We start from the raw sequence: 25,568 nt of genomic DNA, 5'->3' as shown, positions 1-25,568 counted from the left end.
ATTAAGTATTTTAGTGCTTTAAAACAAAATTCATGACTATTGCCGGGAAAAAAATTCTCATCGCTATTTCAGGAGGTATTGCTGCTTACAAAATCCATTTCCTTATTCGTGATTTAATCAAGAAAGGAGCAGATGTTCAGGTAATTATGACGCCCGATGCAGAACATTTTGTAACCAAGTTGAGTATAGCTACTTTGTCTAAAAAACCTGTTTACAGTGATTTTTATGTCGATAACGGAACATGGAATAGTCATGTAGAATTGGCACTTTGGGCAGATTTAATGATTGTTGCACCTTGTACAGCCAACACTTTGGCAAAGATGGTGAACGGAATTTGTGATAATCTTGTTATTGCAACGTATATGTCGGCAAAATGCCCTGTTTTTATTGCTCCGGCGATGGATTTAGACATGTATCAACATCCTTCTACAAAGAAAAATCTTGATTTGGCGGAAAGTTTTGGTCACACCATCATTCCTGCAGAAAGTGGCGAATTGGCGAGTGGTTTGTTCGGGCAGGGAAGAATGGCAGAACCAGATACGATTTCTCAAGCAATCGAACTGTTTTTTAATGAAAATTCAAATCAAAATTTAGCTGGAAAAACTGTTTTGATTACAGCAGGCCCAACATATGAAGCGATAGACCCCGTTCGTTTTATAGGGAATCATTCTTCTGGAAAAATGGGTTTCGCTTTGGCAGATGAAGCCTCAAAACGCGGCGCGAAAGTAATTTTAATTTCAGGGCCAAGTGCAGAAAAAATTTCCCGTGACAATATCGAAATTCACAAAGTGGTTTCTGCAAAGGAAATGTTTGATAAAGTTTTTGAATTTTATGATAAAGTAGACATCGGAATTGCAAGTGCGGCTGTTGCAGATTACACACCGAAAGTTGTTGCTTCTGAGAAGATTAAAAAAAATGAAGATAGTTTTACCATTGAATTGATTAAAAATCCAGACATTTTGAAAACAATGGGAGAGCAGAAAAAGCACCAGTTTTTGGTAGGTTTTGCGCTTGAAACTCAAAATGAAGAAGAAAATGCGCTGGGAAAACTTCATAAAAAGAACCTTGATATGATTGTTTTGAACTCGCTTCGAGACGAAGGAGCAGGTTTCAAAAACGACACCAATAAAATTAAAATATTCACCCCTACAGAAAAGAAAGAATTTGAATTAAAATCTAAAGATTCTGTCGCAAAAGATATTCTCGATTTCCTTGAAAATCAGATTTTAAAATAAATTTTATAAATTTCCGTTCTCAATTTTTACCTTAGAAATGAAAAGAAATATCATCATAATTTTTCTGTTTTTACTAGCTCAGTTTTCTTATGCTCAGGAGCTTTTGGCTACTGTGCAGGTAAATTCGCAACAAATTCAGGGGAGTAATACGCAGGCTTTTAAGGCTTTAGAAAAAAGTTTACGAGACTTCATCAACAATACAAGCTGGACTGGCAAAAAATTGCAGAATTTCGAGAAAATTAAATCTAATTTTTCTATTATCCTTGCTGAAAGAGATGGAAACAGATATAAAGGAAGTATCGTTGTACAGGCTGTTCGCCCAGTTTTTAATTCTTCTTACGAATCTCCTTTGTTGAATCTTCAAGATACTAGATTTAATTTTGAATATGTTGAAAACGAGAATCTTGTATTCAATGAAAGACAGTTTTCTGGTAAAAATTTAATTGATGTTATCAGCTTTTACGTCTATGTAATTTTGGGGTATGATGCAGATAGTTTTCAGTCTAATGGGGGAACTCCATGGTTTTCGAAAGCGCAACAAATTGCTCAGAATTCCCAAAACAAAGGCTATGACGGGTGGAATTTGGTAAACGAGCCTAGAAGTCGCTCTATTTTGATTGGTCTTATTTTGAATCCAAACATGAATCAACTTCGTGCAACCATTTACAGTTATCACAGAGCGGGTCTAGATAATTTGTACAATCAAGACCAAAGTATGGGCAAAAAAGTGATTTTTGACGCTTTAATGCAGTTAAAAATGTACGAAAACAATTTCCAGCAGAATTATTTCTTCAATCTTTTTATGGATAATAAGAGCGACGAAATTTATAATATCTTTAATTCTACCAACAACGGAAGCGTAAATATCAACGATTTGAAGCAATTTATGATTGTTTTTGCTCCAAAATACACCGAAACAAAGTGGAATAAGTGGAAGTAAATTTCAAACTTAAATCCGCTTAAAATCGCGCTGTTCTTATTGTTTTTTTGTAGAATTTTCATTCCTAAAAAATTATATTTGCATTACTAAATGCAGACATCATAAAATATGCTTTCGAGAATTTATATTAAAAACTTTGCACTTATCGATGTGCTTGAAGTAAATTTAAATAAAGGTTTACAGGTAATTACCGGAGAAACCGGTGCTGGAAAATCTATTATTCTCGGAGCGTTGCGTCTTATTTTGGGCGAAAGAGCAGACCTGAAATCGATTGCCAATTCTGAAGCAAAAAGCATTGTAGAGACTGAATTTTCGCTGAACAACCGTTTCAAAAAATTCTTTATCGAAAACGACCTCGATTATGAGCATCAAACCATTATCCGAAGAGAAATTTTGCCTTCGGGAAAATCTAGAGCGTTTATTAATGATGTTCCTGTGACTTTGGATGTTTTGAAAGAGCTTTCTTCGCAGTTAATCGACATTCATTCTCAGTTTGAAACGTCTAATCTTTTTTCTTCTGAATATCAGTTTAAAATTATTGATGGAATTTCCGGAAATAAGAAGCTTTTAGAAGAATATCAAAAAGAGTTTTCTGATTTTCAAAGCATGAAACTTCAGCTTAAAAAGTATAAAACTCAGCTTTCCGAAAACAATAAAGAAAGTGACTATAAAAGTTTTCTTTTGAATGAATTGGAAGAAATAGAGCTCGATACTATAGATTTCGAGGAACTTCAAAACCAACTTTCGGTACAAGAAAATGCGGAGATGATTTCTGAAAATTTAGCACAAGTTTTATCACGTTTTCATCAGGAAGAAGTGGGGATTTTTTCTTTTTTTAATGAAGCGAAGAATAAAATCTCCAAAATTGCTGAAGTTTCCAACAGTTTTTCTGAATTGGATGAAAGGCTAGAAACTTCTTTTGTGGAACTTAAAGACATCGTTTCGGAACTAGAAAATGAAGCCGAAAAAGTAGACATCAACCCAGAAAATTTGGCTCTTCTTACTGTGCTGAATAATAAACTGAACACACTTTTCATTAAACATAATGTTTCTGATGTGGAAAGTTTAATCGAAATTAGAAATCAACTTTCTGGCGAGCAAAAAGGCGCTTCTGAATTGGAAGAATATATCGCCGAACTTGAAAAAAATATCATTCTAAAAGAAAAACTACTTTCTGAAATTTCTAAAAAACTTTCAGAAAAAAGAAAGAAAAATACGCCATCTTTTATTTCTAAAACCGAAAATCTTCTTAAAAAATTAGGTTTAGAAAAAGCAAAAGTAGAAATCGATTTGAAGGATTCTGAAGACTTCAATTCTTTTGGAAAAGAAAATATTCAGCTTTTATTTCAGGCGAATTCTGGCTTTCCTTTGAAGCCTATTCAAAACGCGGTTTCTGGGGGTGAAAGGTCTAGAGTGATGTTGGCTGTGAAGAAAATTATCGCAGAAAGCGATGAACTTCCGACATTAATTTTAGACGAAATCGACACTGGAGTTTCTGGAAAAGTTGCGGAAGAAATTGGAAATCTGATGCGAGAAATGTCTCAAGACATGCAGTTAATCGTTATTTCTCACTTAGCGCAGGTTGCTGCAAAAGGAAACGACAATTATAAAGTGGTGAAGCAAGACATTAACGGAAAAACGCAATCAAACATTGTTGCACTTTCAGACGAAGAAAAACTCAACGAAATTGCACAACTTCTTTCCGGAAGTAAAATTACCGATGCAGCTTTAGCTCAAGCGAAAGAGTTGATTGGCTGAATTCTTTAACTGATTAAATTAATTTTAATAATCATTAAACCTAAGTTTAGTGATTAATTCTGTAACATTTTTGTGTTTTTCTTGACCAATTGAGAAAAGCAAACTATGTTTAAAAGGTTTCTAATACTTGAGTTTAAAAGTTTTTTCAGGGGATCTTCGGTAGGGATTAATCTTGCCATGAAGATTTTGAGTATTGTCGGTATTTGTTTCTTTGTTTTGTGGCTTGCAATGATGTCTTTTGTTGCATATTATTATGTTTCAGAAGAAATGCATCAAGACCCGCTCAAAATTATTTCTCGTTTCTTGATTATTTTATGGGCGTTAGATTTGTCTGCAAAATATTTGATACAGCAAATTCCGACACAGAATATTAAACCTTTTTTAAGTATGAATATCCCCAAAAATGTGGTGGTAAATTATACTTTAATTAAAACCTTTTTGAGCCCGCTAAGTTGGTTAAACTCCATGTTTTTCTTGGTTTTTTCTGGAATTTTATTGTATAACGGCTATCATGTTTTGAATGTTTTTGCATGGTTTTTTGGGATTTCTTCGCTTTTTTATCTTAATAATTTTCTGAATATTTTATTTAACGATAAAGAAAAGGTAGCGATTGGCGTTGGGATTGTAATTGCTGGAGTTTCGGCTTTGGCGTATTATAATATTTTCCCTGTTTTAGACTATTCAGAAAAGATTTTTTATAGTTTTTATCAAGCTCCTTATTTTGCTGCAATTGCGATTTTATTGTTTGCTGCGTTGTGGTATGTTACTTTTAGATACATCAAAAAATCATTTTATCTAGATGAAAGTCTTGAAGATAAAAAACAACTCGGAAAGACCGAAAACATTGCATTCCTTAATAAATATGGAGCCATCGGAACGTTTATTAATAACGATATAAAAATGCTCAAAAGAAACAAGGTTACAAAAGGGGTAATTCTTGGGAGTATTATTTTTGTTTTCTACGGACTCATCATGTTCTCAAACGAATATTATCGAACTCCGATGATGCTTATGTTCGCTGGTTTATTTGTTACAGGAGGTTTTCAAACGACTTTCGGACAAAGAGTTCCCGCTTTCGACAGTGCTTATTATCCTTTGATGATGACGCTGAATGTGCCTTATAAACAATATCTGAAAGCAAAATGGTGGCTTATGAACATTGTTACGGCGTTCTGTACTGTTCTTGCTCTGTTTTATGCCTATTTCGGTTGGGAAGTTTACTTTGCTTTTTTTGCGGCTGGTTTGTATAATATTGGGGTAAATTCTCAGTTTACGCTTTGGTCTGGAGCTTACAATAAAAACGCAATCGATTTGAATTCTAAAGAAAAAAGGATAGGACAAAAAAATACATTTAACATTAAAGTTTTTCTTTTTATGATTCCGAAAATGATTGTTCCAATGGCTGTTTATGGGATTGTAGAAAAGGTTTTTGGAATTTCTGTGGCGGTAACTTCTATTGGCGTTTTAGGATTAATCGGGTTTATTTTCCATGAAAAAATTCTCGATATTGTTATCAAAAAATATAAAACCGAAAAATACAGCACTCTGGAAGCTTTCAGAAAAGATTAGATTAAAATATTCATCATCTTAACATCCATCATTTTACAACATGATTACAATACAAAATTTAAAGAAAACATACGGTACAGCTACCGTTTTAGATATAGAAAACCTGGAAATTCCAAAAGGCGAAACATTTGGTCTTGTTGGGAATAACGGAGCAGGAAAAACAACACTTTTCAGCTTAGTTTTAGACTTAATTCAGGCAAGTTCAGGGTTCGTAAGCATCGGAAATATCAAAGTAAATGAATCTGAAGACTGGAAAAACCAAGTTTCTGCTTTTATCGATGAAACATTTTTAATTGGATATTTAACACCTGAAGAATATTTCTATTTTATCGGTGAGTTGAGAGGTCAAAATAAAGCTTCTGTTGATGAATTTCTGAAACAGTTTTACGACCTTTTTAATGGTGAAATCATCAATTCTGGGAAATATGTGCGCGACCTTTCAAAAGGAAATCAAAAGAAAGTAGGAATTGTAGGCGCTTTAATCGGAAAGCCAGACGCAATTATTTTAGATGAGCCTTTTGCCAATCTTGACCCTTCTACACAAATTAAATTGAAAAATATGATTCGTGATTTTGCGAAAGAAAATGGCGTTACTTTCCTTATTTCTAGTCATGATCTTGCGCATACAACCGAAGTTTGTAACCGTATTGTTCTTTTAAATAAAGGAAAAGTGGTACGAGATATTCAAACGAATCCAGAAACTTTAAAAGACCTTGAAAAATATTTTGAAGACCAGGTGAATTCAGAAAAGAAGGAAATTATTTCCGAAGAATCTTCAATTTAATAAAATAAAGAAAATTGAGCCACGAAGTGGCGAAATCAACAGCATCGGGTAAAGCCCGATGTTCTTGTTTGGTTTAATTTCGTTTGATTTTTTTAGAAAATTAATAAATTTATAATGTTGAATTTCAGATTGTTATTTTAATTTAAATAAAAAAATAAAAAAAAGTGTAACCATTTTAAACTTTTGCTGTCTTTAGTATAGAAACAGAATAAACCATGAAGCTTTTGTTTGGAAATAAAAAAGAAGATTTGCTTAGTCGCCTCAAAAGGCAAGACCCGGCTGCGCAGAAAATCTTCTACGAGCAAACCGTGAAAAAATATTTGAGCGTTGCAAAATCTTATGTAACCGATATTTATCAAGCGGAAGATTGTGTGATAAAATCTTTTTGCAAAATTTTTAAACATATTGAAAGCTTTCGTGGCGAAGGAAATCTTGAAGGTTGGGCAAGAAAAATCGTGGTAAACGAATGCCTAAACTTTATTAAAAGCCGAAAAACGGTATTTTATTTAGACGACGTTCACGCTTCTGTTTTGGAAGATTTGCATGAAGAACCTGTAGATTTTGATTTTAATGCACAAGAATTATTAGACCAGCTTCCGGATGCGTACAGAATGGTTTTTAACCTTTATGTAATCGAAGAATATTCGCATCAGGAAATTGCAGATACACTCAATATTTCTTTGGCAGTAAGCAAAACTCAACTCTTCAGAGCGAAGGAAAAACTAAGAAAGATTTACTTTCAACAACAAAAACAACTGAAAAATGAACACCTTAAATAATAATTTCGAAAAGCAATTCAAAAAGCAAATCGACGAAAGAGAAATCGCTCCTTCCCGAGATTTGTGGACAGATATTCAGGAGCAAACTACGGTTTTGCCTGAGAAAAAATCAAACCTGAGTTGGGTTTTAGCAGCCGCTTGTTTGGTTCTTACGATGAGTTTAGGCTACGTTTTATTCTTCAATAGTGAAACTAAAAAATTAGAAAACAGTGCAATTGCAGGTGTTAAAACTAAAGATTTAGATAAAGAAGAACCTCAAGTTACAACTCAAGAAACTCAAAATATTCCTACGGAAATAAAAACCACTGAAAATCTGGCGGTAGAAACAAAAATTCAACCTAAAAAAACGGTTATTTCTTCTCCAGTTGTAAAGGAAGATTCAAAAACTGAAGTGCTGAATTCGCAAACTGCGCCAAAAATTATTCAGGAGATTTCTAAGGAAAATTTAGAGAACAAAATGGTGGCAAAAACTGATTCAGCTAAAGTTCCGAATAAAAAAAGGAAATACGTAGACCCTGCAACGCTTCTTTTCTCGGTAGAAAACAAAGATGCTATCGAAAAAACTAAGGGAGGAAGCAATGTAGCGACCATCGATCTCAACAAAAAATAACTTTCAATTTAAACTAAAAAATATAAGAATATGATTAAGAAATTTATCATCGCAGGAATGTTGTGCCTTGTTGCAACGTCTATGAATGCTCAAAAAGCGTTAAAACTAAACCTGCAATCGAACGAGGAAACGAAAGTGAGCCCAATCGTAAAAGAGAAGGTTGAAGAATATGCAGAGAAAATCAACAATATTATTCAGGAAGAAAAAACGTTGATGGAAAGCGAGTTGAAAGTTCTTCAAGCTAAAAATTTAGAAAAAACTGAATTTGATACACAAAAAGCTCAAATTGCAGACAAATATTCGCAAAAAATCGATGAAAGAATTGAAGCTTTGGGATTTGATTTGGACCAGGTAATTCAAAAACAAGTAAGATATTCTTTGTTGAATTCAGATGTAACTTCGAATGAAGAATTGAGAGAAAAATTATTGAAAAAATATAGACCTGTAAAAGATTTTAGCGGCTATTTCTCTTACGGAATTATGAATTTAACGAACAGCAGACCCGATAACGAGCTCGACCAAAATGTAAAATATTCAAATAATTTGGAATTTGGTTTGAAGTTTAATTATCAGTTTAGCAGAACCAGCGCATGGGGATTAATTTCGGGTTTAGGCTTTTCGTGGAGAACACTTCGTGCAGACAACAATATGGTTTTCACTAAAAATGGAGGGGTAGATTTGGAGCAATATGCGGGAAGTTTAGATAAATCAAAAATTAGAACGGGGTATGTGATGGTTCCATTGGGAGTTCAATATAATTTTTCAAAACTAAAAAATGCAGGGATGGATGTGCAATACAGACCGTATTCTGATGGATTTAGAATGAGTGCGAATCTTTACGGAGGTGTGCAGATGTCGACCAACAATATTGTGAAAGGCGATGATTATAGCTATAGAAATAGAGCAAATTATCAGGTAAATCCTTTTATTTATGGGGCGCAATTTAGTGTTGCTTATGATAATGTAAGTTTGTTTGTGAAAAAAGATTTCAGCAATTATTTCAAAAATTCACATTTTGAAAACGATAAAGCTTTGGTTTTCGGAATTGCTTTCGGATGGTAAAATTTTAGTTTCTTCATATTAACAAAACTCCGTAGAATTGATTTCTACGGAGTTTTTTTTCTAAAAGTTTACATCTTTTTAATCGGTAAGAAGTTTAAAATTATTTTAAACTTCCAACCATATCTTCTGGTTTTACCCATTCATCAAATTGTTCGGCAGTTACAAGACCGAGATTGATGGCTTCTTCCTTTAAAGTTGTTCCGTTTTTATGAGCGGTTTTTGCAATTTTTGCGGCATTTTCATAACCGATATGAGTGTTTAGAGCGGTGACCAACATCAAAGATTTATCGACCAATTCTTTGATTCTTTCATGATTGGGTTCAATTCCAACGGCGCAATGGTCATTAAACGAAATACAGGCATCGGCAATTAATTGTGCAGATTGCAAAAAGTTGTACGCCATTACAGGTTTAAAGACATTTAACTCATAATTTCCCTGTGTTCCCGCGAAAGAAATCGTGGTGTCGTTTCCTAAAACTTGGGCGCAAACCATCGTCATCGCTTCATTTTGTGTAGGATTTACTTTTCCAGGCATAATAGAAGAACCGGGTTCGTTTTCCGGAATATGAATTTCTCCGATTCCAGAACGAGGGCCAGAAGCTAAAAGTCTGATGTCTTGCGCAATTTTATATAAAGAAACCGCCAATTGTTTTAAAGCACCGTGAGATTCTACAATCGCATCATGCGCTGCTAAAGCTTCAAACTTATTTTCCGCTGTTACAAAAGGCATATTGGTGAATTTTGAAATGTATTCTGCCACTTTTACATCGTAACCTTGAGGTGTGTTTAAACCCGTTCCAACCGCAGTTCCGCCTAAAGCAAGTTCTGAAAGATGGGGCAACGTGTTTTTTAAAGCCTTAATTCCGAAGTTTAATTGAGCAACGTAACCAGAAAATTCCTGTCCTAAAGTTAGTGGTGTTGCGTCCATCAAATGCGTTCTTCCGATTTTCACGACATTTTTAAAGGCTTCTGATTTTTGTGCTAAAGTGTTTCTCAACTTTTCAACAGCTGGAATGGTTGTTTCAACCACTTTTTTATAGGCAGCAATGTGCATTGCGGTGGGAAAAGTATCGTTTGAAGATTGCGATTTGTTTACATCGTCATTTGGATGAATTTCTGATTTTTCACCTAAAACTCCACCATTGTTTACGTGTGCTTTGTTGGAAATCACTTCGTTCACATTCATGTTCGATTGAGTTCCCGAACCGGTTTGCCAAATAACTAGAGGAAATTGGTCGTTTAATTTTCCGTCTAAAATTTCGTCACAAACTTGTGCAATGAGGTCTCTTTTTTCAGTTGAAAGAACGCCTAAATCAGAATTGGTAAAAGCAGCAGCTTTTTTTAAATAGGCAAAAGCTTCGATAATTTCGTGTGGCATAGAACCTTCTGGTCCGATTTTGAAATTGTTTCTTGAGCGTTCGGTTTGGGCGCCCCAAAATTTATCTGCAGGAACCTGCACTTCACCCATGGTGTCTTTTTCTGTTCTATAATTCATTGTGATGGATAATTTAGTTTAACCACAAAAGGCACAAAATATTTAGTTTAAAAATTAAAGCAAAAAAAAGAGTAATAAGGTTCATAAATAATAAAATCAAAAATTTTTAGGTCTTTATGTTCTACTTAAACACTTAGAGTTTAACTTTAATAACTTAAAAGACTTTTGTGACTTTTGCGATTTAAAAAGTTTCTTTAAAGGTAACCAATGTGAAAATCTCTTGCAATTTATAATCGTTATAAATACCAATCTCTTTTTTTGATTTTAGTAATGAATTTTTTAGTAAGCCGTATTTTTGTATATAAATAAAAAGTTAAATGGATTTTAAATATCAGGATCCGTATCCTATTCTAAAAGACGATACGGTATATAAGAAACTGACTTCAGAGTATGTGAAAGTTGAAAAACTTGGAGATAGAGAAATTTTAACCGTAGATCCGAAAGGTCTGGAACTTCTTGCGGAAGAGGCGATGGCGGATGTTTCTTTTATGTTGCGTTCTTCGCACTTAGAAAGTTTAAGAAGAATTATCGACGATCCTGAAGCGACTGATAACGACAGATTTGTTGCCTATAATTTATTACAAAATGCAGCAGTTGCTGTAGAAGGTGCTTTACCGTCTTGCCAAGATACCGGAACTGCAATTGTGATGGGGAAAAAAGGTGAAAACGTTTATACTGGCGTTGATGACGGCGAATATTTAAGCAAAGGAATTTTCAATACCTATCAAAAAAGGAATTTAAGATATTCTCAAATTGTTCCTTTAACGATGTTTGATGAAAAAAATTCGGGATCAAATCTTCCTGCGCAGATTGATATTTATGCTAAAAAAGGAGATTATTACGAGTTTTTATTCTTAACAAAAGGAGGAGGTTCGGCAAATAAAACTTTCCTTTATCAAAAAACAAAATCTTTACTGAACGAAAAATCTCTTGAAGAATTTATCAAGGAGAAAATTTCCGATTTAGGAACAGCGGCTTGTCCGCCATATCACTTAGCTTTGGTTATTGGTGGAACTTCTGCAGAAGCCAATTTAGCCGCGGTGAAAAAAGCATCAGCAAAATATTATGACAATCTTCCAACAGAAGGAAATGAAGCTGGACAAGCTTTCAGAGATTTAGAATGGGAAGCAAAAGTTCAGAAAATTTGCCAGGAAAGTTCGATCGGAGCACAGTTTGGAGGGAAATATCTTACGCACGACGTTCGTGTAATCAGACTTCCTCGTCATGCGGCTTCTTGCCCAGTTGGAATGGGAGTTTCTTGTTCGGCAGATAGAAATATTAAAGGGAAAATCACGAAAGACGGTATTTTCTTGGAGCAGTTAGAGCAAAACCCGAAGAGATTTTTACCAGATACACCACCACATTTGGAAGAAGCGGTAGAAATTGATTTGAATAAGCCAATGCCTGAAATTTTAGCAGAACTTTCAAAATATCCAATCAAAACAAGGTTGAAGCTGAACGGAACTTTAATCGTTGCAAGAGACATTGCTCACGCAAAAATTAAAGAATTGTTGGATAGCGGAAAACCAATGCCTGAGTATTTCAAAAACCACCCGATTTATTACGCAGGGCCTGCAAAAACACCGGAAGGAATGGCTTCAGGAAGTTTCGGGCCTACAACAGCGGGAAGAATGGATGTTTACGTAGACGAATTCCAAAGTCATGGAGGAAGCATGATTATGTTGGCAAAAGGGAACAGAAGTAAAGATGTAACCAACGCTTGTGGAAAATACGGAGGTTTCTATCTAGGTTCTATCGGTGGTCCTGCAGCAATTTTGGCAAAAGACAATATCGTTTCTGTAGATGTGGTAGATTTCCCAGAATTAGGAATGGAAGCAGTAAGAAAAATTGAAGTGAAAGATTTCCCAGCATTTATCATTACCGACGATAAAGGGAACGATTTCTTTGCAGATCTTGCGCATTAATTAGTTTAAATTTAAAATAAATAGCAAAAATCAGCTTTTATCTTTTGTATTAAAAGGAAAAAAGTTTTATTTTTGCGCTAATCTTTAAGTAAAAGAAAAATGATTTTATCAGCATTTTGGCCGTTTTATCAGTTCCTTTGGACAGTTTATTTTATCTGTATGTTCCTAGTTGGGTTCTGGTGTATTTTTATGTTTTTCGGATTCATCATTCCACTTTGGTTAACTGAAGGTTTGAAGGAGTATTTCGGAAAAGTAAAACCATTCGATCCAGAACAAATCAGAAGCAAAATGCTTTTTGAACAGGAAGGAGTAGAAGTAGTGTACAACTCACCTAAAGGTCACGGTCCTTTCGTTCACGATAGTCATGGAGATCACGGACATCATTAATTGATTGTCAGTTCTTTTTCACCTGAATTCTGAAAAAGGACTATCAAAGCAAAACAACATATATTAAAACCACTGATTTTTCAGTGGTTTTTCCGTTTTATACAAAGGCGCTGAAACCGGTAATCGATCGTCCTACAATCAACGAGTTGATTTCTTTGGTCCCTTCATAGGAGTAAATTGCTTCTGCATCGGCAACGAATCTTGCAACATCATATTCCAATAAAATTCCGTTTCCGCCCATCACTTCTCGTGCTCTGGAAACAATATCTCTTGTTCTTAACGTGCAGAAAACTTTGGCTAAAGAAGCGTGTTCATCTTTTAAAATTCCCTCATCCTGCATTTCTGAAAGTCTGAAAACCATCGTTTGCATCGCCGTTAAATTTGATAGCATTTCTACCAAATGCCCTTGAATCATCTGAAAAGAAGCGATTGGTTTTCCGAACTGTTTTCTTGTTCGTGTGTAATCGAGAGCGCTTTCGTAAGCTCCTCTTGCGCAACCAGTCGCCATCCACGCAACTCCAGCTCTTGTCATTTGCAGTACTTTTGCGGTGTCTTTAAATGAATTGGCTTTCTGTAAACGGTTTTCTTCTGTTATTAAACAATCTTTTAGCGTAATTAAACCATTTTGAACGATTCTTAAAGCCATTTTTCCTTTAATTTTTTCAACTGAAAATCCTGGATTATCTTTTTCAACGATAAAACCTTTTACTTCACCGTCGTCTAAATCTCTTGCCCAAATAATAACTAAATCTGCAAAAGTGGCATTTCCGATCCATTTTTTTTGTCCGTTCAGAATCCATCCTTCTGGTGTTTTTTTACAGGTTACTGTTAATCCTCCTGCAGCTCCGGAACCTACTTCTGGTTCTGTTAAACCAAAAGCTCCTATTTTTTCAAACTTTTGCATTTGCGGAAGCCATTTTTGTTTTTGTTCTTCCGAGCCACAAATATAAATAGAGCCCATTGCTAAGCCAGATTGTACACCGAAAAAGGTAGCGATGGAAGCATCAATTCTCGCCATTTCCATGGCAATGACGCCTTCCATTAAAAACGGCATTCCAGGGCAGCCGTAACCTTCATAAGTTACGCCACAAATATTCAGTTTTTGAAATTTTGGTATCAATTCATGCGGAAATTCGTCTCTCAACCAATAATGATTCACCAATGGTTTCACTTCTTTTTCCATAAAAGCTCTTACTTTTAACTGAATTTCGCGTTGTTCAGGGCTTAAAGTGTGGTAAATATCATAGAAATCGCCATCAATCGGCGGAAGTTCTTTTTTAGTTTGATCTTGGCTAAGCATTTTCATTAAACCGCCCATTTGTTTATCGTTCAGCTTAGAAAAGCTGTGCATGAGTTTAGGTAAATCAACTTTCTTCGAAATGGCGCTAAGCTGATCAAAATCTATGGATCGGAAGAGTTCGATCGCGTTTCTGATTTTAGAAATTGTATTCGACATAATAGTTTATTGTGAGTTTTGATGTTATAAGCAAAGCAAAAATTAATCCGAAAAAGGCGTTGTTTTTCATGTTTTGTTTTACAAAATGCTGATTTTTAAATGTTTAAAATTGATTTTTCGCTTTACAAGATTTTTACGTGGCTTTTTCAAACATTACAAAAGATTCAGGCTGAACTTTGGATTAAGCAAAACATTAAAAATCAAAAGTTATGAAAACAACGTATTTAAAATTATCAGCCGTAGTCGTATTATTAGTAGGAATTTATTCTTGTAAAAAAGGAGAAGCTGTAAATTCAGAATCAGAAATTTATGCAGAGGCAGATTCTGCTTACGTAACTTCAGATAGTATTTCGTCTGTTGCAACGATGAAAGTGAAAGACAAACAATTTATAAAAACCGCCGATGTAAATATGGAGGTAAAAGATGTTTACGAAGCAACCATCGCTATTGAAAAATCGGTGCAGGAACTGGGAGGTTTTGTAACGAGAAGCAATATGCATAGCAATGTTCTTTCAGAAGAAACATACAACACGTCCAATGAAGATGCGGTTCTTGTAAAAAAATATCAAACTGAAAATACAATGCAACTAAGAGTTCCTACGGAGAAATTGGGTGCGTTACTTACTTTTATTAATGATAAAAAACTGTTTCTCAATTCAAGGTTGATTAATGCGGAAGATGTAACAGCGAATATACAATACGCTAAATTGGAAGGCGAAAGAATTAAAAAGAATGAACAAAATATTTCTCAGCTTAAAGCCAATAAAGATAAAGTGACGCTCGACAACGATAATATGCAAGACGGAAATCTACAGCAACTCGCCAATATGAATGTAACAGATAATTTGAAGTACAGCACCGTAGATGTTTATTTAAAAGAGCCAAAACTTCGCGTTGCAGAAATTGCAGTTACCAATTCTACAAACGTTGATAATAAGTATAAATTCAACTTTTTGTACACCGCAAAAAATGCTTTTGTGGAAGGATATTATTTAATTCAGAGAATTTTGGTGTTGTTAATTTCGGTTTGGCCACTTCTGATTATTGCGGCAGCAGGTTTGTATTTTTTCAGAAAGAGAAAATTGATAAAAACTCGTGAAATTTCTACAGAAGAGCAATCTTAACCTTGTGTTATCTCTATAAATATTACTAAAATTTATTGTTTAAAAAGAATCTCCAGCTTTAAAACTGGAGGTTTTTTTGCTTTTAATCAATTATGGTAATCTTTTGAGAAAATATGATGTGGAAATTCAATAAAAGTTGAAAAAATGCGTTAAGGCTTTTAAACAATAAATCATGAAAAAAATCTTAGTGCTTGTATTTGCAAGTATTACTTCTTATTACTTTTCTCAGCAGAAAATCATCGTTACCGATGCTGAAACTCAAAAACCAATTCCTTACGCCAAACTTATTTTAAAAGGAAAAGATTACTACAGAAACACCGAAGAAAACGGAGAAATTACTTTAGAAAAAGATGAAGAAGTTTCAGAAATTCAGTCTTTTGGATATGAAAATCTACTTGTTCAAGAAAATAAAACGAAGTATTTTTTAAAACCAAGGGTTATTGAAATTGATGAGGTGACTTTGGTGAAGCCGAAGTTTGCCAAAGAATTAACAATAGGAAAATTTGGTAGACGAAATATGAGCTTTTTTGCATCAAAAACCACTTGGACTGTTGTAGATTTTGTAAAAAACGATTTTCCTGTCGAAAAATTATACATAAAGAAATTAAAATTTGCCTCTGATGTTTATCGAACAGTAGACGAAGCAACAATAAACCTTGTTTTCTATCGAAATGAAAATGGAAGGCCTTCAAATAAAAAAGTGAAAAATTATGTTGTCGTGTGTAAAAAAGGAGAAAATATTACGGAGGTAGATTTTTCTAAAAACCCAATTCCCTTTCCTGAAGAGGGATATTTTATTGGTTTTGAATGGATAATAAACGAACAAAATAAATATTCTTACCATACCACAATTGTTCATTCTGATGGAGCTAAAGAAAAGCACGTATTAGTTGAACATGTTGCGCCAACTATTATTACGCAAAAATCAAATGTTACTAATTTATTTTCATTGAGTTGGGATAAGTGGAGAACATTGTTTCAAAATAATAAACCCAATAATGAAGATTTAAAACTTTCTCTTCAACTTGAGCTTACCGATTGATTTTTAATCCTCAATTAACATCATTGGCTGAAAATTACGTAAATTTGCGGTTTGAAAACCATGCAGTCTAAATTCTCGTGATTTTAACTGTAATTTTTCTAGTAATCAGCTTTTTAAACCCTAAATTTAATTTATGCTATCAAAAATAAATCCTATCCAGACAAACAGCTGGGTTGCTCTAGACGAGCATTTCGGGAATAACGACTTCGAACTGAGAAGCCTTTTTCAATACAATTCTAACCGTTTTCAGGAATTTTCTATCGCAAAAGAAAACTATCTTTTTGATTATTCTAAAAACTTAATCGATGCAAGAACGAAAGAATTATTACTTAATCTTGCGGAAGAATGCCAGTTGAAAGATGCTATTTCTAAAATGTTTTCGGGAGATAAAATCAACGAAACTGAAGATAGAGCGGTTTTGCATACTGCTTTGAGAGATTTTTCAGAAAAGGAAATTTTGGTAGATGGCGAAAATATTAAGCCACAGATTAAAAGAGTTTTAGACCACATGAAATCTTTTTCTGAAAGCGTAATTTCGGGAGCTCACAAAGGTTTTAGCGGAAAAGAAATTACAGATGTGGTAAACATCGGAATTGGCGGTTCAGATTTGGGACCGGTAATGGTGGTTTCTGCTTTGAAGCACTTTAAAACAAGACTGAATGTGCATTTCGTTTCGAATGTAGACGGAAATCATTTGGCTGAAGTGGTAAAAACACTCAACCCAGAAACAACTTTATTCATCATTGCTTCAAAAACGTTTACGACGCAAGAAACTATGACGAATGCCAATTCGGCTAAAGATTGGTTCTTGCAAGCTGGGAAACAGGAAGATGTAGCGAAACATTTTGTGGCTTTGTCTACAAATGTTCAGGCTGTAAAAGATTTCGGAATTGCAGAAGAAAACATCTTCGAGTTTTGGGATTGGGTTGGCGGAAGATATTCGTTGTGGAGCGCAATTGGTTTAAGCATCGTTCTTGCGGTTGGATTTGATAATTTCGAACAACTTTTAAAAGGTGCAAACGAAACCGATGTACATTTCCAAACAGCTGATTTCTCTGAAAACGTTCCCGTTTTAATGGGGCTTTTGGGAATTTGGTATCGTAATTTTTATGCAGCAACAAGCTATGCAATTTTGCCCTATTCTCAGTATTTAGACAGGTTTGCAGCGTATCTTCAGCAAGGAGATATGGAAAGTAACGGGAAATGTGTAGATAGAAACGGCGAATTTGTAGAATACGAAACAGGACCAATTATTTGGGGTGAACCTGGAACAAACGGGCAACACGCTTTCTATCAATTGATTCACCAGGGAACAGAATTGATTCCGGCAGATTTTATTGCGTATACAAAAAGCCCGAACAAAGTTTCTGACCATCAGGATAAATTATTAGCAAACTTCTTTGCTCAAACTGAAGCTTTAGCTTTCGGAAAAACAGAAGAAGAAGTGTATGCAGAATTACAAGCAGCAGGAAAGTCGGAAGAAGAAATCGACTTCTTGTTAAATTATAAAGTTTTCCACGGAAATACACCAACTAACTCTTTGTTGTTTAAAGAATTAACTCCTTTTTCTTTAGGACAGTTGATTGCTTTGTATGAGCATAAAATTTTCGTTCAGGGAGTTATTTGGAATATTTTCAGTTTTGACCAATTTGGAGTAGAACTTGGGAAAGTTTTAGCTAATAAAATCTTACCTGAGTTGGGTGGAAATGAAGAGGTTAACTCTCATGACAGCTCTACAAACGGGTTGATTAATTATTATAAAAAGTTTAAATAAAATCTTAATTGATTTTCATTAATTTTGATTTAAAATAAAAGATATGACACAGATAATCATTAACCTAAATAATAAGGAAGAAGAAACCTTTGTGGAAACTTTTTTAAAAAAAATGAAAATCAGTTTTGAAAAAAATGAGGATGATTTTGAGCTGACAGACGAAATGAAAAAGGTGATTGATGAAGCTTTAATGCAGGATAGAACGAAATCTGTAGACGCATTTGAATCGCTGAAGAAAATTTCGGAAAAATATGGCATTTAAGATTTTAGTATCTCCTAATGCAGTCAATGAAATTGATAATGCGATTAAATATTATAAAATGTATTCTCAATCTGCTGCGAAAAGTTTTAAGAAGCGATTGCTTGATGCTTATAAATCGCTACAAACAAATCCTTTTTTTGCCATCAAGTATAGAAAAGTAAGGGCAATTCCTTTAAAGAAGCTTCCTTATTTAGTTTTATTTGATATTGATGAAGAAGCACAAATTGTAAACATTCTCTCTGTTTTCTGCACTCATCAGAATCCAGAAAAGTATCCGTAGAATCTAATAATATAAAGTAATAAAAGTAAAAATGGCACAAATTCTTGACGGATTAAAAGTATCCAAAGAAATAAAACAAGAAATTAAAGCAGAGGTTGAAAAAATCGTTGCAAGCAAAAGAAGAGCTCCACATTTGGTAGCAATTTTGGTTGGAAACAACGGTGCAAGTAAAGCCTACGTAAACGCAAAAGTGAAAGATTGTGAAGAAGTTGGGTTTCAATCTAGCTTGGTGAAATTTCCGAGTACGGTTTCTGAATCTGAATTATTAGAGAAAATTGATGAATTGAACAAGTCAAAAGCTGTGGATGGTTTTATCGTTCAGCTTCCTTTGCCAGATCAAATCGATCAGGAAAAAATCATCAACGCAATCGATCCTAGAAAAGATGTAGATGGTTTCCACCCTGAAAATTTCGGGAAAATGGCTTTAGAAATGGATACTTTCTTACCTGCAACTCCGTTCGGGATTTTAACTTTATTAGAAAGATACAATATCGAAACGAAAGGTAAAGATTGTGTAATTATCGGAAGAAGTAAAATTGTGGGTAGACCAATGAGTATCTTAATGGGAAGAAAAGATTTCCCTGGAAACTCTACCGTTACATTAACGCACTCTTACACAAAAGATATTGAAGAATATACTAAAAAAGCAGACATTGTAATTACAGCTTTAGGAGATCCTCATTTCTTGAAAGGAGAGATGATTAAAGATGGAGCCGTAATTGTAGACGTTGGTATTACAAGAGTAGACAATGATTCTCCAAAAGGATATTATTTGGCAGGAGATGTAGATTTCGACAGTTGTGAAGCAAAAGCAAGTTGGATAACGCCAGTTCCTGGAGGAGTAGGTCCTATGACAAGAGCGATGTTGATGAAAAATACCATCATTGCTTACAAAACATCAGTCTATAACGACTAATTAAAATGAATAAAGAAGAAGATATATTATTAAAAGAAGGTAAAATGCTCCCGGTGATGGAGCATTTTTACACTATTCAAGGTGAGGGAGCGCATACCGGAAAAGCGGCATATTTCATTAGATTAGGCGGCTGCGATGTTGGCTGTCATTGGTGTGATGTGAAGGAAAGTTGGGATCCGAATCTTCATCCTGCTTTAAATGCTGTGGAAATTGCCGAAATTGCTGCAAAACATTGCAAAACCATCGTTTTAACGGGAGGTGAACCTTTGATGTGGAATCTTGATGTTTTAACAGGAAGATTAAAAGAATTGGGTTGTACCATTCACATCGAAACTTCTGGAGCATATCCTATGAGTGGTCAATTGGACTGGATTACACTTTCACCGAAAAAAACAGGGCTTCCAAAAGAAGAAATCTATGCTAAAGCTCACGAATTGAAAGTTATTGTATTCAACAACAACGATTTTAAATTTGCTGAAGAACAGGCTGCAAAAGTTTCTGAAAACTGTAAATTATATCTTCAAAGTGAATGGAGCAAGCGTGATGAAATGTATCCTAAAATGACAGATTTTATCCTTGAAAACCCAAGATGGCAAGCTTCTGTGCAAACCCATAAATACTTGAATATCCCTTAAAAATTGATTATATTCGCCAATAAGTTTTTCAGTGAGCGATGCAGAGAATACGATACTCAAGATATATTAAGTTCATCATTGTTCTGCTAGACCTTTTGGTACTCGCATCGGTTTTTACATTTTTTTATATTGGTAAAAATGTAAAATCTATTCAGGATGCAGAGATTTTCTGGAACGAAAACTTTTTCCCGCTTTTGCTTCTCATTTCTTTTTGGGTTTTGCTGAGTGGTCGCACAAAGATTTACAATATTCCGAGAAATCTTACTTATACACTTTTCACAGAAAGAATTATTCTGCAGTTTGTTTTGTTCATTCTGGGGTTGGTTCTTATCAGGAAGGTGAGTAATAATCAGTTTTTTACGAGCGAATTGTCTTGGCTTTCACTGTATCTTTTTACTTTTATATTTCTCTCAAAATCAGCGATTTATTTTGTGATTAAATATTTAAGATCTAAAGGTGTAAATTACAGAAATGTAATGTTTTTGCAGGAAAATGCCGCGACTGATATCCTAAAAGCCACTTTTGAAGAAAGAAAAGATTACGGGTACAAGGTTTTTGATTTTAAAGAGTCTTTAGATTCAAAATCACTTACCCAATTTTGGAAAGAAAAAGGAATTCATACCGTTTTTTTACCCGCAAATAGTTTTTTGGATGCCACAACAGAAGAAATGATTTTCCGCTTGGCTGAAGAGAAAAAAGTGAACGTAAGTGTTCTTCCGGAGATTTCTCAGAACGAATTTTTCTTGTACGATTTAGAATATATTTCAACGCAGCCGGTTTTAGTTCAGGCGAGATATCCGTTAGACTTTTTTTCAAATTATATTTTAAAACGAAGTTTCGATTTGTTTTTTTCGGTCTTTGTTTTGCTTTTCATTTGTTCGTGGTTGTTTCCGATTATCGCTATTTTAATTAAAATTTCATCCAAAGGACCTGTATTTTTTGTTCAAAAAAGATATGGTTTCCATGAAGAAGTTTTTTATTGTTTAAAGTTCCGAACTATGGTGTTGAATGAGCATTCAGCAACAAAAACAACAGAAAAAAACGATAAAAGAATCACCAAAATAGGGAAGTTTCTTAGAAAAACCAGTTTGGATGAATTGCCACAATTCATCAACGTAATAAAAGGTGAAATGTCTGTAGTAGGACCAAGACCGCACATGTTGGCGGTAGACGACCATTATAAACTGAAAATCGGACGTTACAGTTTAAGAAGTCTGGTAAATCCTGGTGTAACGGGACTTGCGCAAGTAAGCGGTTTGCGTGGCGATGCAGGAGATGTAGAGGTTGAAATGAATAAAAGAGTTCTTGCGGATGCTTTTTACGTAAGAAACTGGAGTTTTGCCATGGACCTCGTTATTATTCTTAAAACCATTTTTTTGGTGATTTTAGGAGATAAAAAAGCAGAGTGATTTTAATCTGAGCTTTATTTTAATTAAATAAAAATAGCATAATTTAGCAGAATGTTAAAAAAATTTTTTACTGCAATAGGAGAGTATTTCATTCTTCTGGGTAAATCGATGCAGAAGCCACAGAAAATGAAGGTGTTCTGGAAGATTTTCATGAGAGAGATTAATGATTTGGGAGTGAATTCTTTTGGTTTGGTAATCTTCACGTCTATATTCGTGGGAGCAGTTGTTGCGATACAAATGTTCAACAATTTTGATGCTTCAGATTTTCCTATTCCAACCTCTTTTGTGGGGTATGCAACCAAAGCGGTTTTGGTTTTAGAATTTTCACCAACGATTATCAGTCTTATTTTGGCCGGTAAAGTTGGCTCTTATATTGCATCGAGTATCGGAACGATGAGGGTTTCGGAGCAAATTGATGCATTAGATATTATGGGAGTCAATTCGCCTAACTTTTTAATTCTTCCGAAAATTATTGCCTGTGTTATCTTCAACCCACTTTTAATTGCCATCAGTATCGTTTTTGGTATTGGAGGAGGTTACATTGCAGGTCTTATTACAGGAAGTTGGACTACCAACGATTATATTGTGGGAATCCAAATGTATATGCCTAATCTGTTTGTATACTATGCTTTTATTAAAACAACAGTTTTTGCATTTTTAATTGCTTCTGTGCCAAGTTATTTTGGATATTTTGTAAAAGGAGGTTCCCTAGAAGTTGGTAGAGCAAGTACGCAGGCTGTAGTTTGGACAATGGTGTTTATCATTATTTCTGAATTAATATTAACACAATTAATTTTAAGCTAATGATTGAGGTAAAAGATCTTAAGAAAAGTTTTGGCGATGTAGAAGTGCTTAAAGGTATTTCAACCACTTTCGAAAAAGGAAAAGTAAATTTGGTTATTGGGCAAAGTGGTTCTGGTAAAACCGTTTTTGTGAAAAGCTTACTCAATGTATATGAACCTTCTTCTGGTGAAATCCTTTTTGATGGAAGAGATATTAACACCATGAGCCGTGAAGAGAAACAAACTTTAAGAGCAGAAATCGGAACCGTTTTCCAAGGAAGCGCACTTTTCGACTCGATGACGGTGGAAGAAAACATCATGTTTCCTCTAGATATGTTTACCAATATGACTTTCAGAGAGAAAAAACGAAGAGTTTTTGAGGTAATCGGAAGAGTACATTTGGATAAAGCCAATAAAAAATTTCCTTCTGAAATTTCTGGAGGAATGCAAAAAAGGGTGGCAATTGCAAGAGCAATTGTAAATAATCCTAAATATTTATTTTGTGATGAGCCAAATTCGGGTCTAGATCCTTATACATCGAATATTATCGATGATCTTTTGCTTGAAATTACCAAAGAATACGACACAACAACCATCATCAACACCCATGATATGAACTCGGTAATGACAATTGGCGAGAAAATTGTATACCTCAGATTAGGATTGAAAGAATGGGAAGGAAATAAAGATATTTTAATTACTGCAGGTAATAAAAACCTTATAGACTTCGTTTATTCTTCAGAACTTTTTAAAGAACTAAGAACCTATCTACTCGAGAATCATAAAACAATTGAAAATACCATATCAAAATTTGATGATAATGAAAAAGATTCTTAGTTTCGCTCTTATTGGGCTTTCTGTTGCAGCTTCTGCACAAATCTCTTTGGCTGGAAAAGCCAATTTAATTTTTCCTACAGGCTCACCTTCCTGGAAGAATATTTCAAACTCTGCGGTTGCGGCGTATGAAAATCAAGGGAGTAATAATGTAGGTTTTAATGTAGGGCTTTCTTTGAAAGTGGATTTACCTTTAGGCTTTTTTGCAATGCCTGAAGTGTATTATACAACTTTTAAGAATGAATTTACAGATCCCGTTTCTAACACCACTTTTAGTGTAAAAAATAACAGATTAGATGTACCACTTTTAGTAGGGCACAAGTTGATAGGAAATACATTGGGTATTTATATAGGTCCTGTTGCAAGTTACAATTTGGCAAAAGAAGATACCTTCAACGATTTTGTAGAAAATGCAGGGAATCAATTTACAGTTGGGTATCAATTTGGAGCTCAGATTGAGCTTAAAAATCTGCTCATCAATGCAAAATATGAAGGTGCTTTAAGCAAAGATCAACGAGAATTTGTAAGAAATGTAGGAGGCACAGGTACAGAAACAATTAGATACGACAATAGAGCCAATTTATTTATGGTTGGGATCGGATATAAATTTTAATCAACAGAAAATATTTTTTGAACATAAAAAATCCTCAAACTTATACTTGAGGATTTTTATTTTTTTCTTGATCTAGCTCTTGTTCTCTTTGGGCAATTTGTTGGGCTTTAAGTTCTAGTTCCGCTTTTTCTTTCTGAAGTTGCTTGTATTCTTTTTTGCGTTGCTCCTCTTTTATAGCGCTACCTTTGCTTACGTAGCCTATCATTCCACCGATAATTAAACCAATTCCTACACCCGCCATAATACCCATAATGTGGCTAATCTGCAGATCGTTTAGGTTAAAATTCGGCGATGTGAGGTAAAACAGTAATATTGAAATGGCAAGAAGGATAATTCCTGTGAGGGTTAGATTTTTCATAGTTTTTTTATAAAATTAAAAATAAAAAGCCTGATTTGCATCAAACCAGGCTATATTTTTTTTATTTACATTTTACCTCCTGCTGCTTTATAATATTCTAAAGCTTTCGGAAGATTTTTGTTAATGTCAGAAATTCTTGTTCCCGGACTTGGATGGGTAGAAAGAAATTCAGGTTGTCTTGCGCCAGTTGCAGAAGCTTCCATTCTTTGCCAAAAAGGAATTGCCTGTCTTGGATCGTATCCTGCCATCGACATTAGATATAGTCCCATTTGATCTGCTTCAGATTCTTGGCTTCTTCCGTATTTTAATAAAGCAACTTGTGAGCCGATTGGATAAGCAGCTTCAAAAACCTGTGCCCATTGTGCATTAGAAATTGTTCCTCCTAAAATTTGACCACCATATTGAGCGACCATAGCTTGAGAAATTCTTTCATTTCCGTGTCCTGCCAAAGCGTGTGACACTTCATGTCCCATTACAACAGCTAAGCCGGTTTCATCTTTAGTTACGGGCAAAATTCCTGTATAAACGGCAACTTTTCCTCCAGGCATACACCATGCGTTCATTTGCGCATCTTGAAGTAAATTAAATTCCCAGTTATAACTTACAAGATCAGCTTGTCTTCCAATACTTGCATAGTATTTTTCAGCTGCATTTTTTATTCTGTTTCCTACATTTACAACACGGGTTGCATCTGCCGTCCCTTTTATTACTTTTGCGCTCGTAAGAGTTGTTTTGTACTCCTGAGAAGCCATAGTAAGTATCTCTGTATTATTGGCAAGTTGTATAGAAGACCTACCTGTCATTGGATTGGTTGTACATGCAGCTACCGTAAGAATTGCGGCGCCCATGCCTAAAAAGAATTTCGTTTTCATTGTTTCGAGTGTTAATGTTTGCTGTGTTACAAGATTTATTCCAAAATGGAAAACAAATCTTATATTAGCATAAAATTTGTTATCATCATTTATATTTTGTAAAGCTATGAAAAAGTATATTATTTTAATATTTTTCTCTGTTTTTGTTTTGAATTTTCAAAGCATAATGGCTCAAACTATTACTCAAACAGAGACAGATGCGCTAGTGAATTCAGATGAATTTACCTTTCATGCTGAAAGAGCTAATCCTACTAATTATGATGTAATTAAAGTGGCTAATTCTATGCCGAATGCACCTTCAGTAAGGATGTTTCAGCTTCAAGGTGAAGGCTATGGTTTTGATATTAAAAATGGCTTGCTTGAAGTGTATTTACCTTATTTTGGGCGTACTTACAACCCAACTTACGGCAATACTTCAAATGCAGGATATCAGTTTACTTCGAAAGATTTTACCATTGAAAAAAAGCGTAAGAAAAAAGGAAAGTGGGTATATAAAATTCAGCCAAAAGATGTTTCTAATGTAACAGATATTTACGTAGAAATTTATAAAAACGGAAAAGCACTTACTTCTATTAACAGCAACGACAGACAGCCTATTTCATACGATGGCTACATCTCAAAAATAGAAGTCGATAAGAAAAAAGCCGATAAAAAAGAAGAGAAATAA

The 25,568-nt window shown here is 34.4% G+C and carries 26 protein-coding genes; 22 read left to right on the top strand and 4 right to left on the bottom strand.

The annotated features are described in order from the left end of the window. The first annotated feature begins 32 nt into the window (after positions 1 to 32). The 8 genes from coaBC to AC2A1D_RS10075 all read left to right on the top strand — a co-directional run bounded on the left by coaBC (position 33) and on the right by AC2A1D_RS10075 (position 8,737). Positions 33 to 1,235 (top strand): bifunctional phosphopantothenoylcysteine decarboxylase/phosphopantothenate--cysteine ligase CoaBC, encoded by a 1,203-nt coding sequence (gene coaBC, locus AC2A1D_RS10110; protein WP_484043524.1) that lies wholly within the window; start codon positions 33 to 35, stop codon positions 1,233 to 1,235. Between the two features lie 37 nt (positions 1,236 to 1,272). Continuing rightward, a complete protein-coding gene (gene porD, locus AC2A1D_RS10105) occupies positions 1,273 to 2,175 on the top strand; it encodes a type IX secretion system protein PorD (RefSeq protein ID WP_484043523.1) in 903 nt (300 codons plus the stop codon). Positions 2,176 to 2,283: 108 nt separating this feature from the next. Then, positions 2,284 to 3,933: a DNA repair protein RecN gene (locus AC2A1D_RS10100; protein ID WP_484043522.1), complete on the top strand. Its 1,650-nt coding sequence runs from the start codon at positions 2,284 to 2,286 to the stop codon at positions 3,931 to 3,933. Positions 3,934 to 4,038: 105 nt separating this feature from the next. Beyond that, positions 4,039 to 5,502, top strand: coding sequence for a DUF5687 family protein (locus tag AC2A1D_RS10095; RefSeq protein ID WP_484043521.1), 1,464 nt, complete (start codon positions 4,039 to 4,041; stop codon positions 5,500 to 5,502). Positions 5,503 to 5,542: 40 nt separating this feature from the next. Continuing rightward, positions 5,543 to 6,286 carry an ABC transporter ATP-binding protein gene (locus AC2A1D_RS10090; RefSeq protein WP_484043520.1) on the top strand — a complete coding sequence of 248 codons (744 nt, stop codon included), beginning with the start codon at positions 5,543 to 5,545 and terminating at the stop codon, positions 6,284 to 6,286. A 215-nt stretch (positions 6,287 to 6,501) separates the two neighbouring features. Further along, positions 6,502 to 7,065, top strand: coding sequence for an RNA polymerase sigma factor (locus tag AC2A1D_RS10085; RefSeq protein WP_484043519.1), 564 nt, complete (start codon positions 6,502 to 6,504; stop codon positions 7,063 to 7,065). Beyond that, entirely contained in the window at positions 7,049 to 7,675 is a 627-nt protein-coding gene (locus tag AC2A1D_RS10080; protein ID WP_484043518.1) for a hypothetical protein, read from the top strand. Before AC2A1D_RS10085 ends, AC2A1D_RS10080 begins: the two co-directional genes overlap by 17 nt. A gap of 30 nt (positions 7,676 to 7,705) precedes the next feature. Continuing rightward, complete coding sequence (locus tag AC2A1D_RS10075; protein ID WP_484043517.1) at positions 7,706 to 8,737, top strand: porin family protein; 1,032 nt, start codon at positions 7,706 to 7,708, stop codon at positions 8,735 to 8,737. Between the two features lie 100 nt (positions 8,738 to 8,837). Here the strand turns inward: AC2A1D_RS10075 and fumC are convergent, their stop codons facing one another. Then, positions 8,838 to 10,232 (bottom strand): class II fumarate hydratase, encoded by a 1,395-nt coding sequence (gene fumC, locus AC2A1D_RS10070; protein WP_484043515.1) that lies wholly within the window; start codon positions 10,230 to 10,232, stop codon positions 8,838 to 8,840. Between the two features lie 317 nt (positions 10,233 to 10,549). Between fumC and AC2A1D_RS10065 the strand changes: the two genes are divergently transcribed. Beyond that, entirely contained in the window at positions 10,550 to 12,157 is a 1,608-nt protein-coding gene (locus tag AC2A1D_RS10065) for a fumarate hydratase (RefSeq protein WP_484043514.1), read from the top strand. 99 nt (positions 12,158 to 12,256) lie between these two features. Next, entirely contained in the window at positions 12,257 to 12,544 is a 288-nt protein-coding gene (locus AC2A1D_RS10060; RefSeq protein ID WP_484043513.1) for a hypothetical protein, read from the top strand. A 97-nt stretch (positions 12,545 to 12,641) separates the two neighbouring features. On the opposite strand, the gene AC2A1D_RS10055 is transcribed toward AC2A1D_RS10060, so the two are convergent. Next, positions 12,642 to 14,000 carry an acyl-CoA dehydrogenase family protein gene (locus AC2A1D_RS10055; RefSeq protein ID WP_484043512.1) on the bottom strand — a complete coding sequence of 453 codons (1,359 nt, stop codon included), beginning with the start codon at positions 13,998 to 14,000 and terminating at the stop codon, positions 12,642 to 12,644. A 209-nt stretch (positions 14,001 to 14,209) separates the two neighbouring features. Between AC2A1D_RS10055 and AC2A1D_RS10050 the strand changes: the two genes are divergently transcribed. From AC2A1D_RS10050 to AC2A1D_RS10000, 11 genes are all read left to right on the top strand, one after another. Continuing rightward, positions 14,210 to 15,124, top strand: a complete 915-nt coding sequence (locus AC2A1D_RS10050) for a DUF4349 domain-containing protein (protein ID WP_484043511.1) — start codon at positions 14,210 to 14,212, stop codon at positions 15,122 to 15,124. A gap of 172 nt (positions 15,125 to 15,296) precedes the next feature. Then, positions 15,297 to 16,166, top strand: a complete 870-nt coding sequence (locus tag AC2A1D_RS10045) for a hypothetical protein (RefSeq protein WP_484043510.1) — start codon at positions 15,297 to 15,299, stop codon at positions 16,164 to 16,166. A 133-nt stretch (positions 16,167 to 16,299) separates the two neighbouring features. Next, positions 16,300 to 17,940 (top strand): glucose-6-phosphate isomerase, encoded by a 1,641-nt coding sequence (gene pgi, locus AC2A1D_RS10040; RefSeq protein ID WP_484043509.1) that lies wholly within the window; start codon positions 16,300 to 16,302, stop codon positions 17,938 to 17,940. Between the two features lie 43 nt (positions 17,941 to 17,983). Then, complete coding sequence (locus AC2A1D_RS10035) at positions 17,984 to 18,202, top strand: hypothetical protein (RefSeq protein ID WP_484043508.1); 219 nt, start codon at positions 17,984 to 17,986, stop codon at positions 18,200 to 18,202. Further along, entirely contained in the window at positions 18,192 to 18,482 is a 291-nt protein-coding gene (locus AC2A1D_RS10030) for a type II toxin-antitoxin system RelE/ParE family toxin (protein WP_484043507.1), read from the top strand. Before AC2A1D_RS10035 ends, AC2A1D_RS10030 begins: the two co-directional genes overlap by 11 nt. A gap of 31 nt (positions 18,483 to 18,513) precedes the next feature. Continuing rightward, a complete protein-coding gene (locus AC2A1D_RS10025) occupies positions 18,514 to 19,398 on the top strand; it encodes a bifunctional 5,10-methylenetetrahydrofolate dehydrogenase/5,10-methenyltetrahydrofolate cyclohydrolase (RefSeq protein WP_484043506.1) in 885 nt (294 codons plus the stop codon). Positions 19,399 to 19,403: 5 nt separating this feature from the next. Continuing rightward, complete coding sequence (locus AC2A1D_RS10020) at positions 19,404 to 20,033, top strand: 7-carboxy-7-deazaguanine synthase QueE (RefSeq protein WP_484043505.1); 630 nt, start codon at positions 19,404 to 19,406, stop codon at positions 20,031 to 20,033. 38 nt (positions 20,034 to 20,071) lie between these two features. Next, the gene (locus tag AC2A1D_RS10015) at positions 20,072 to 21,442 is read left to right on the top strand and encodes an exopolysaccharide biosynthesis polyprenyl glycosylphosphotransferase (RefSeq protein WP_484043504.1); all 1,371 of its coding nucleotides are present in this window, start codon (positions 20,072 to 20,074) and stop codon (positions 21,440 to 21,442) included. A gap of 51 nt (positions 21,443 to 21,493) precedes the next feature. Beyond that, positions 21,494 to 22,246 (top strand): MlaE family ABC transporter permease, encoded by a 753-nt coding sequence (locus tag AC2A1D_RS10010; protein ID WP_484043503.1) that lies wholly within the window; start codon positions 21,494 to 21,496, stop codon positions 22,244 to 22,246. After that, positions 22,246 to 23,061, top strand: coding sequence for an ABC transporter ATP-binding protein (locus tag AC2A1D_RS10005; RefSeq protein WP_484043502.1), 816 nt, complete (start codon positions 22,246 to 22,248; stop codon positions 23,059 to 23,061). Before AC2A1D_RS10010 ends, AC2A1D_RS10005 begins: the two co-directional genes overlap by 1 nt. Beyond that, positions 23,045 to 23,671: an outer membrane beta-barrel protein gene (locus AC2A1D_RS10000; RefSeq protein WP_484043501.1), complete on the top strand. Its 627-nt coding sequence runs from the start codon at positions 23,045 to 23,047 to the stop codon at positions 23,669 to 23,671. Before AC2A1D_RS10005 ends, AC2A1D_RS10000 begins: the two co-directional genes overlap by 17 nt. Positions 23,672 to 23,711: 40 nt before the next feature. On the opposite strand, the gene AC2A1D_RS09995 is transcribed toward AC2A1D_RS10000, so the two are convergent. Together AC2A1D_RS09995 and AC2A1D_RS09990 are read right to left on the bottom strand one after the other, a co-directional pair. Further along, on the bottom strand, positions 23,712 to 24,029 hold the full coding sequence (locus tag AC2A1D_RS09995) for a hypothetical protein (RefSeq protein ID WP_484043500.1): 318 nt from the start codon (positions 24,027 to 24,029) through the stop codon (positions 23,712 to 23,714). A gap of 65 nt (positions 24,030 to 24,094) precedes the next feature. Beyond that, positions 24,095 to 24,901 (bottom strand): M48 family metallopeptidase, encoded by an 807-nt coding sequence (locus AC2A1D_RS09990; protein WP_484043499.1) that lies wholly within the window; start codon positions 24,899 to 24,901, stop codon positions 24,095 to 24,097. Between the two features lie 166 nt (positions 24,902 to 25,067). Here AC2A1D_RS09990 and AC2A1D_RS09985 point away from each other — a divergent pair, with 166 nt between their 5' ends. Further along, positions 25,068 to 25,568 carry a DUF4251 domain-containing protein gene (locus AC2A1D_RS09985; protein WP_484043498.1) on the top strand — a complete coding sequence of 167 codons (501 nt, stop codon included), beginning with the start codon at positions 25,068 to 25,070 and terminating at the stop codon, positions 25,566 to 25,568.

The organism is Chryseobacterium sp. HNCC26DJ239 (assembly GCF_057180445.1).
Note: the sequence above shows the minus strand (reverse complement) of the source record. Positions and strands in the feature narration are given on the sequence as shown.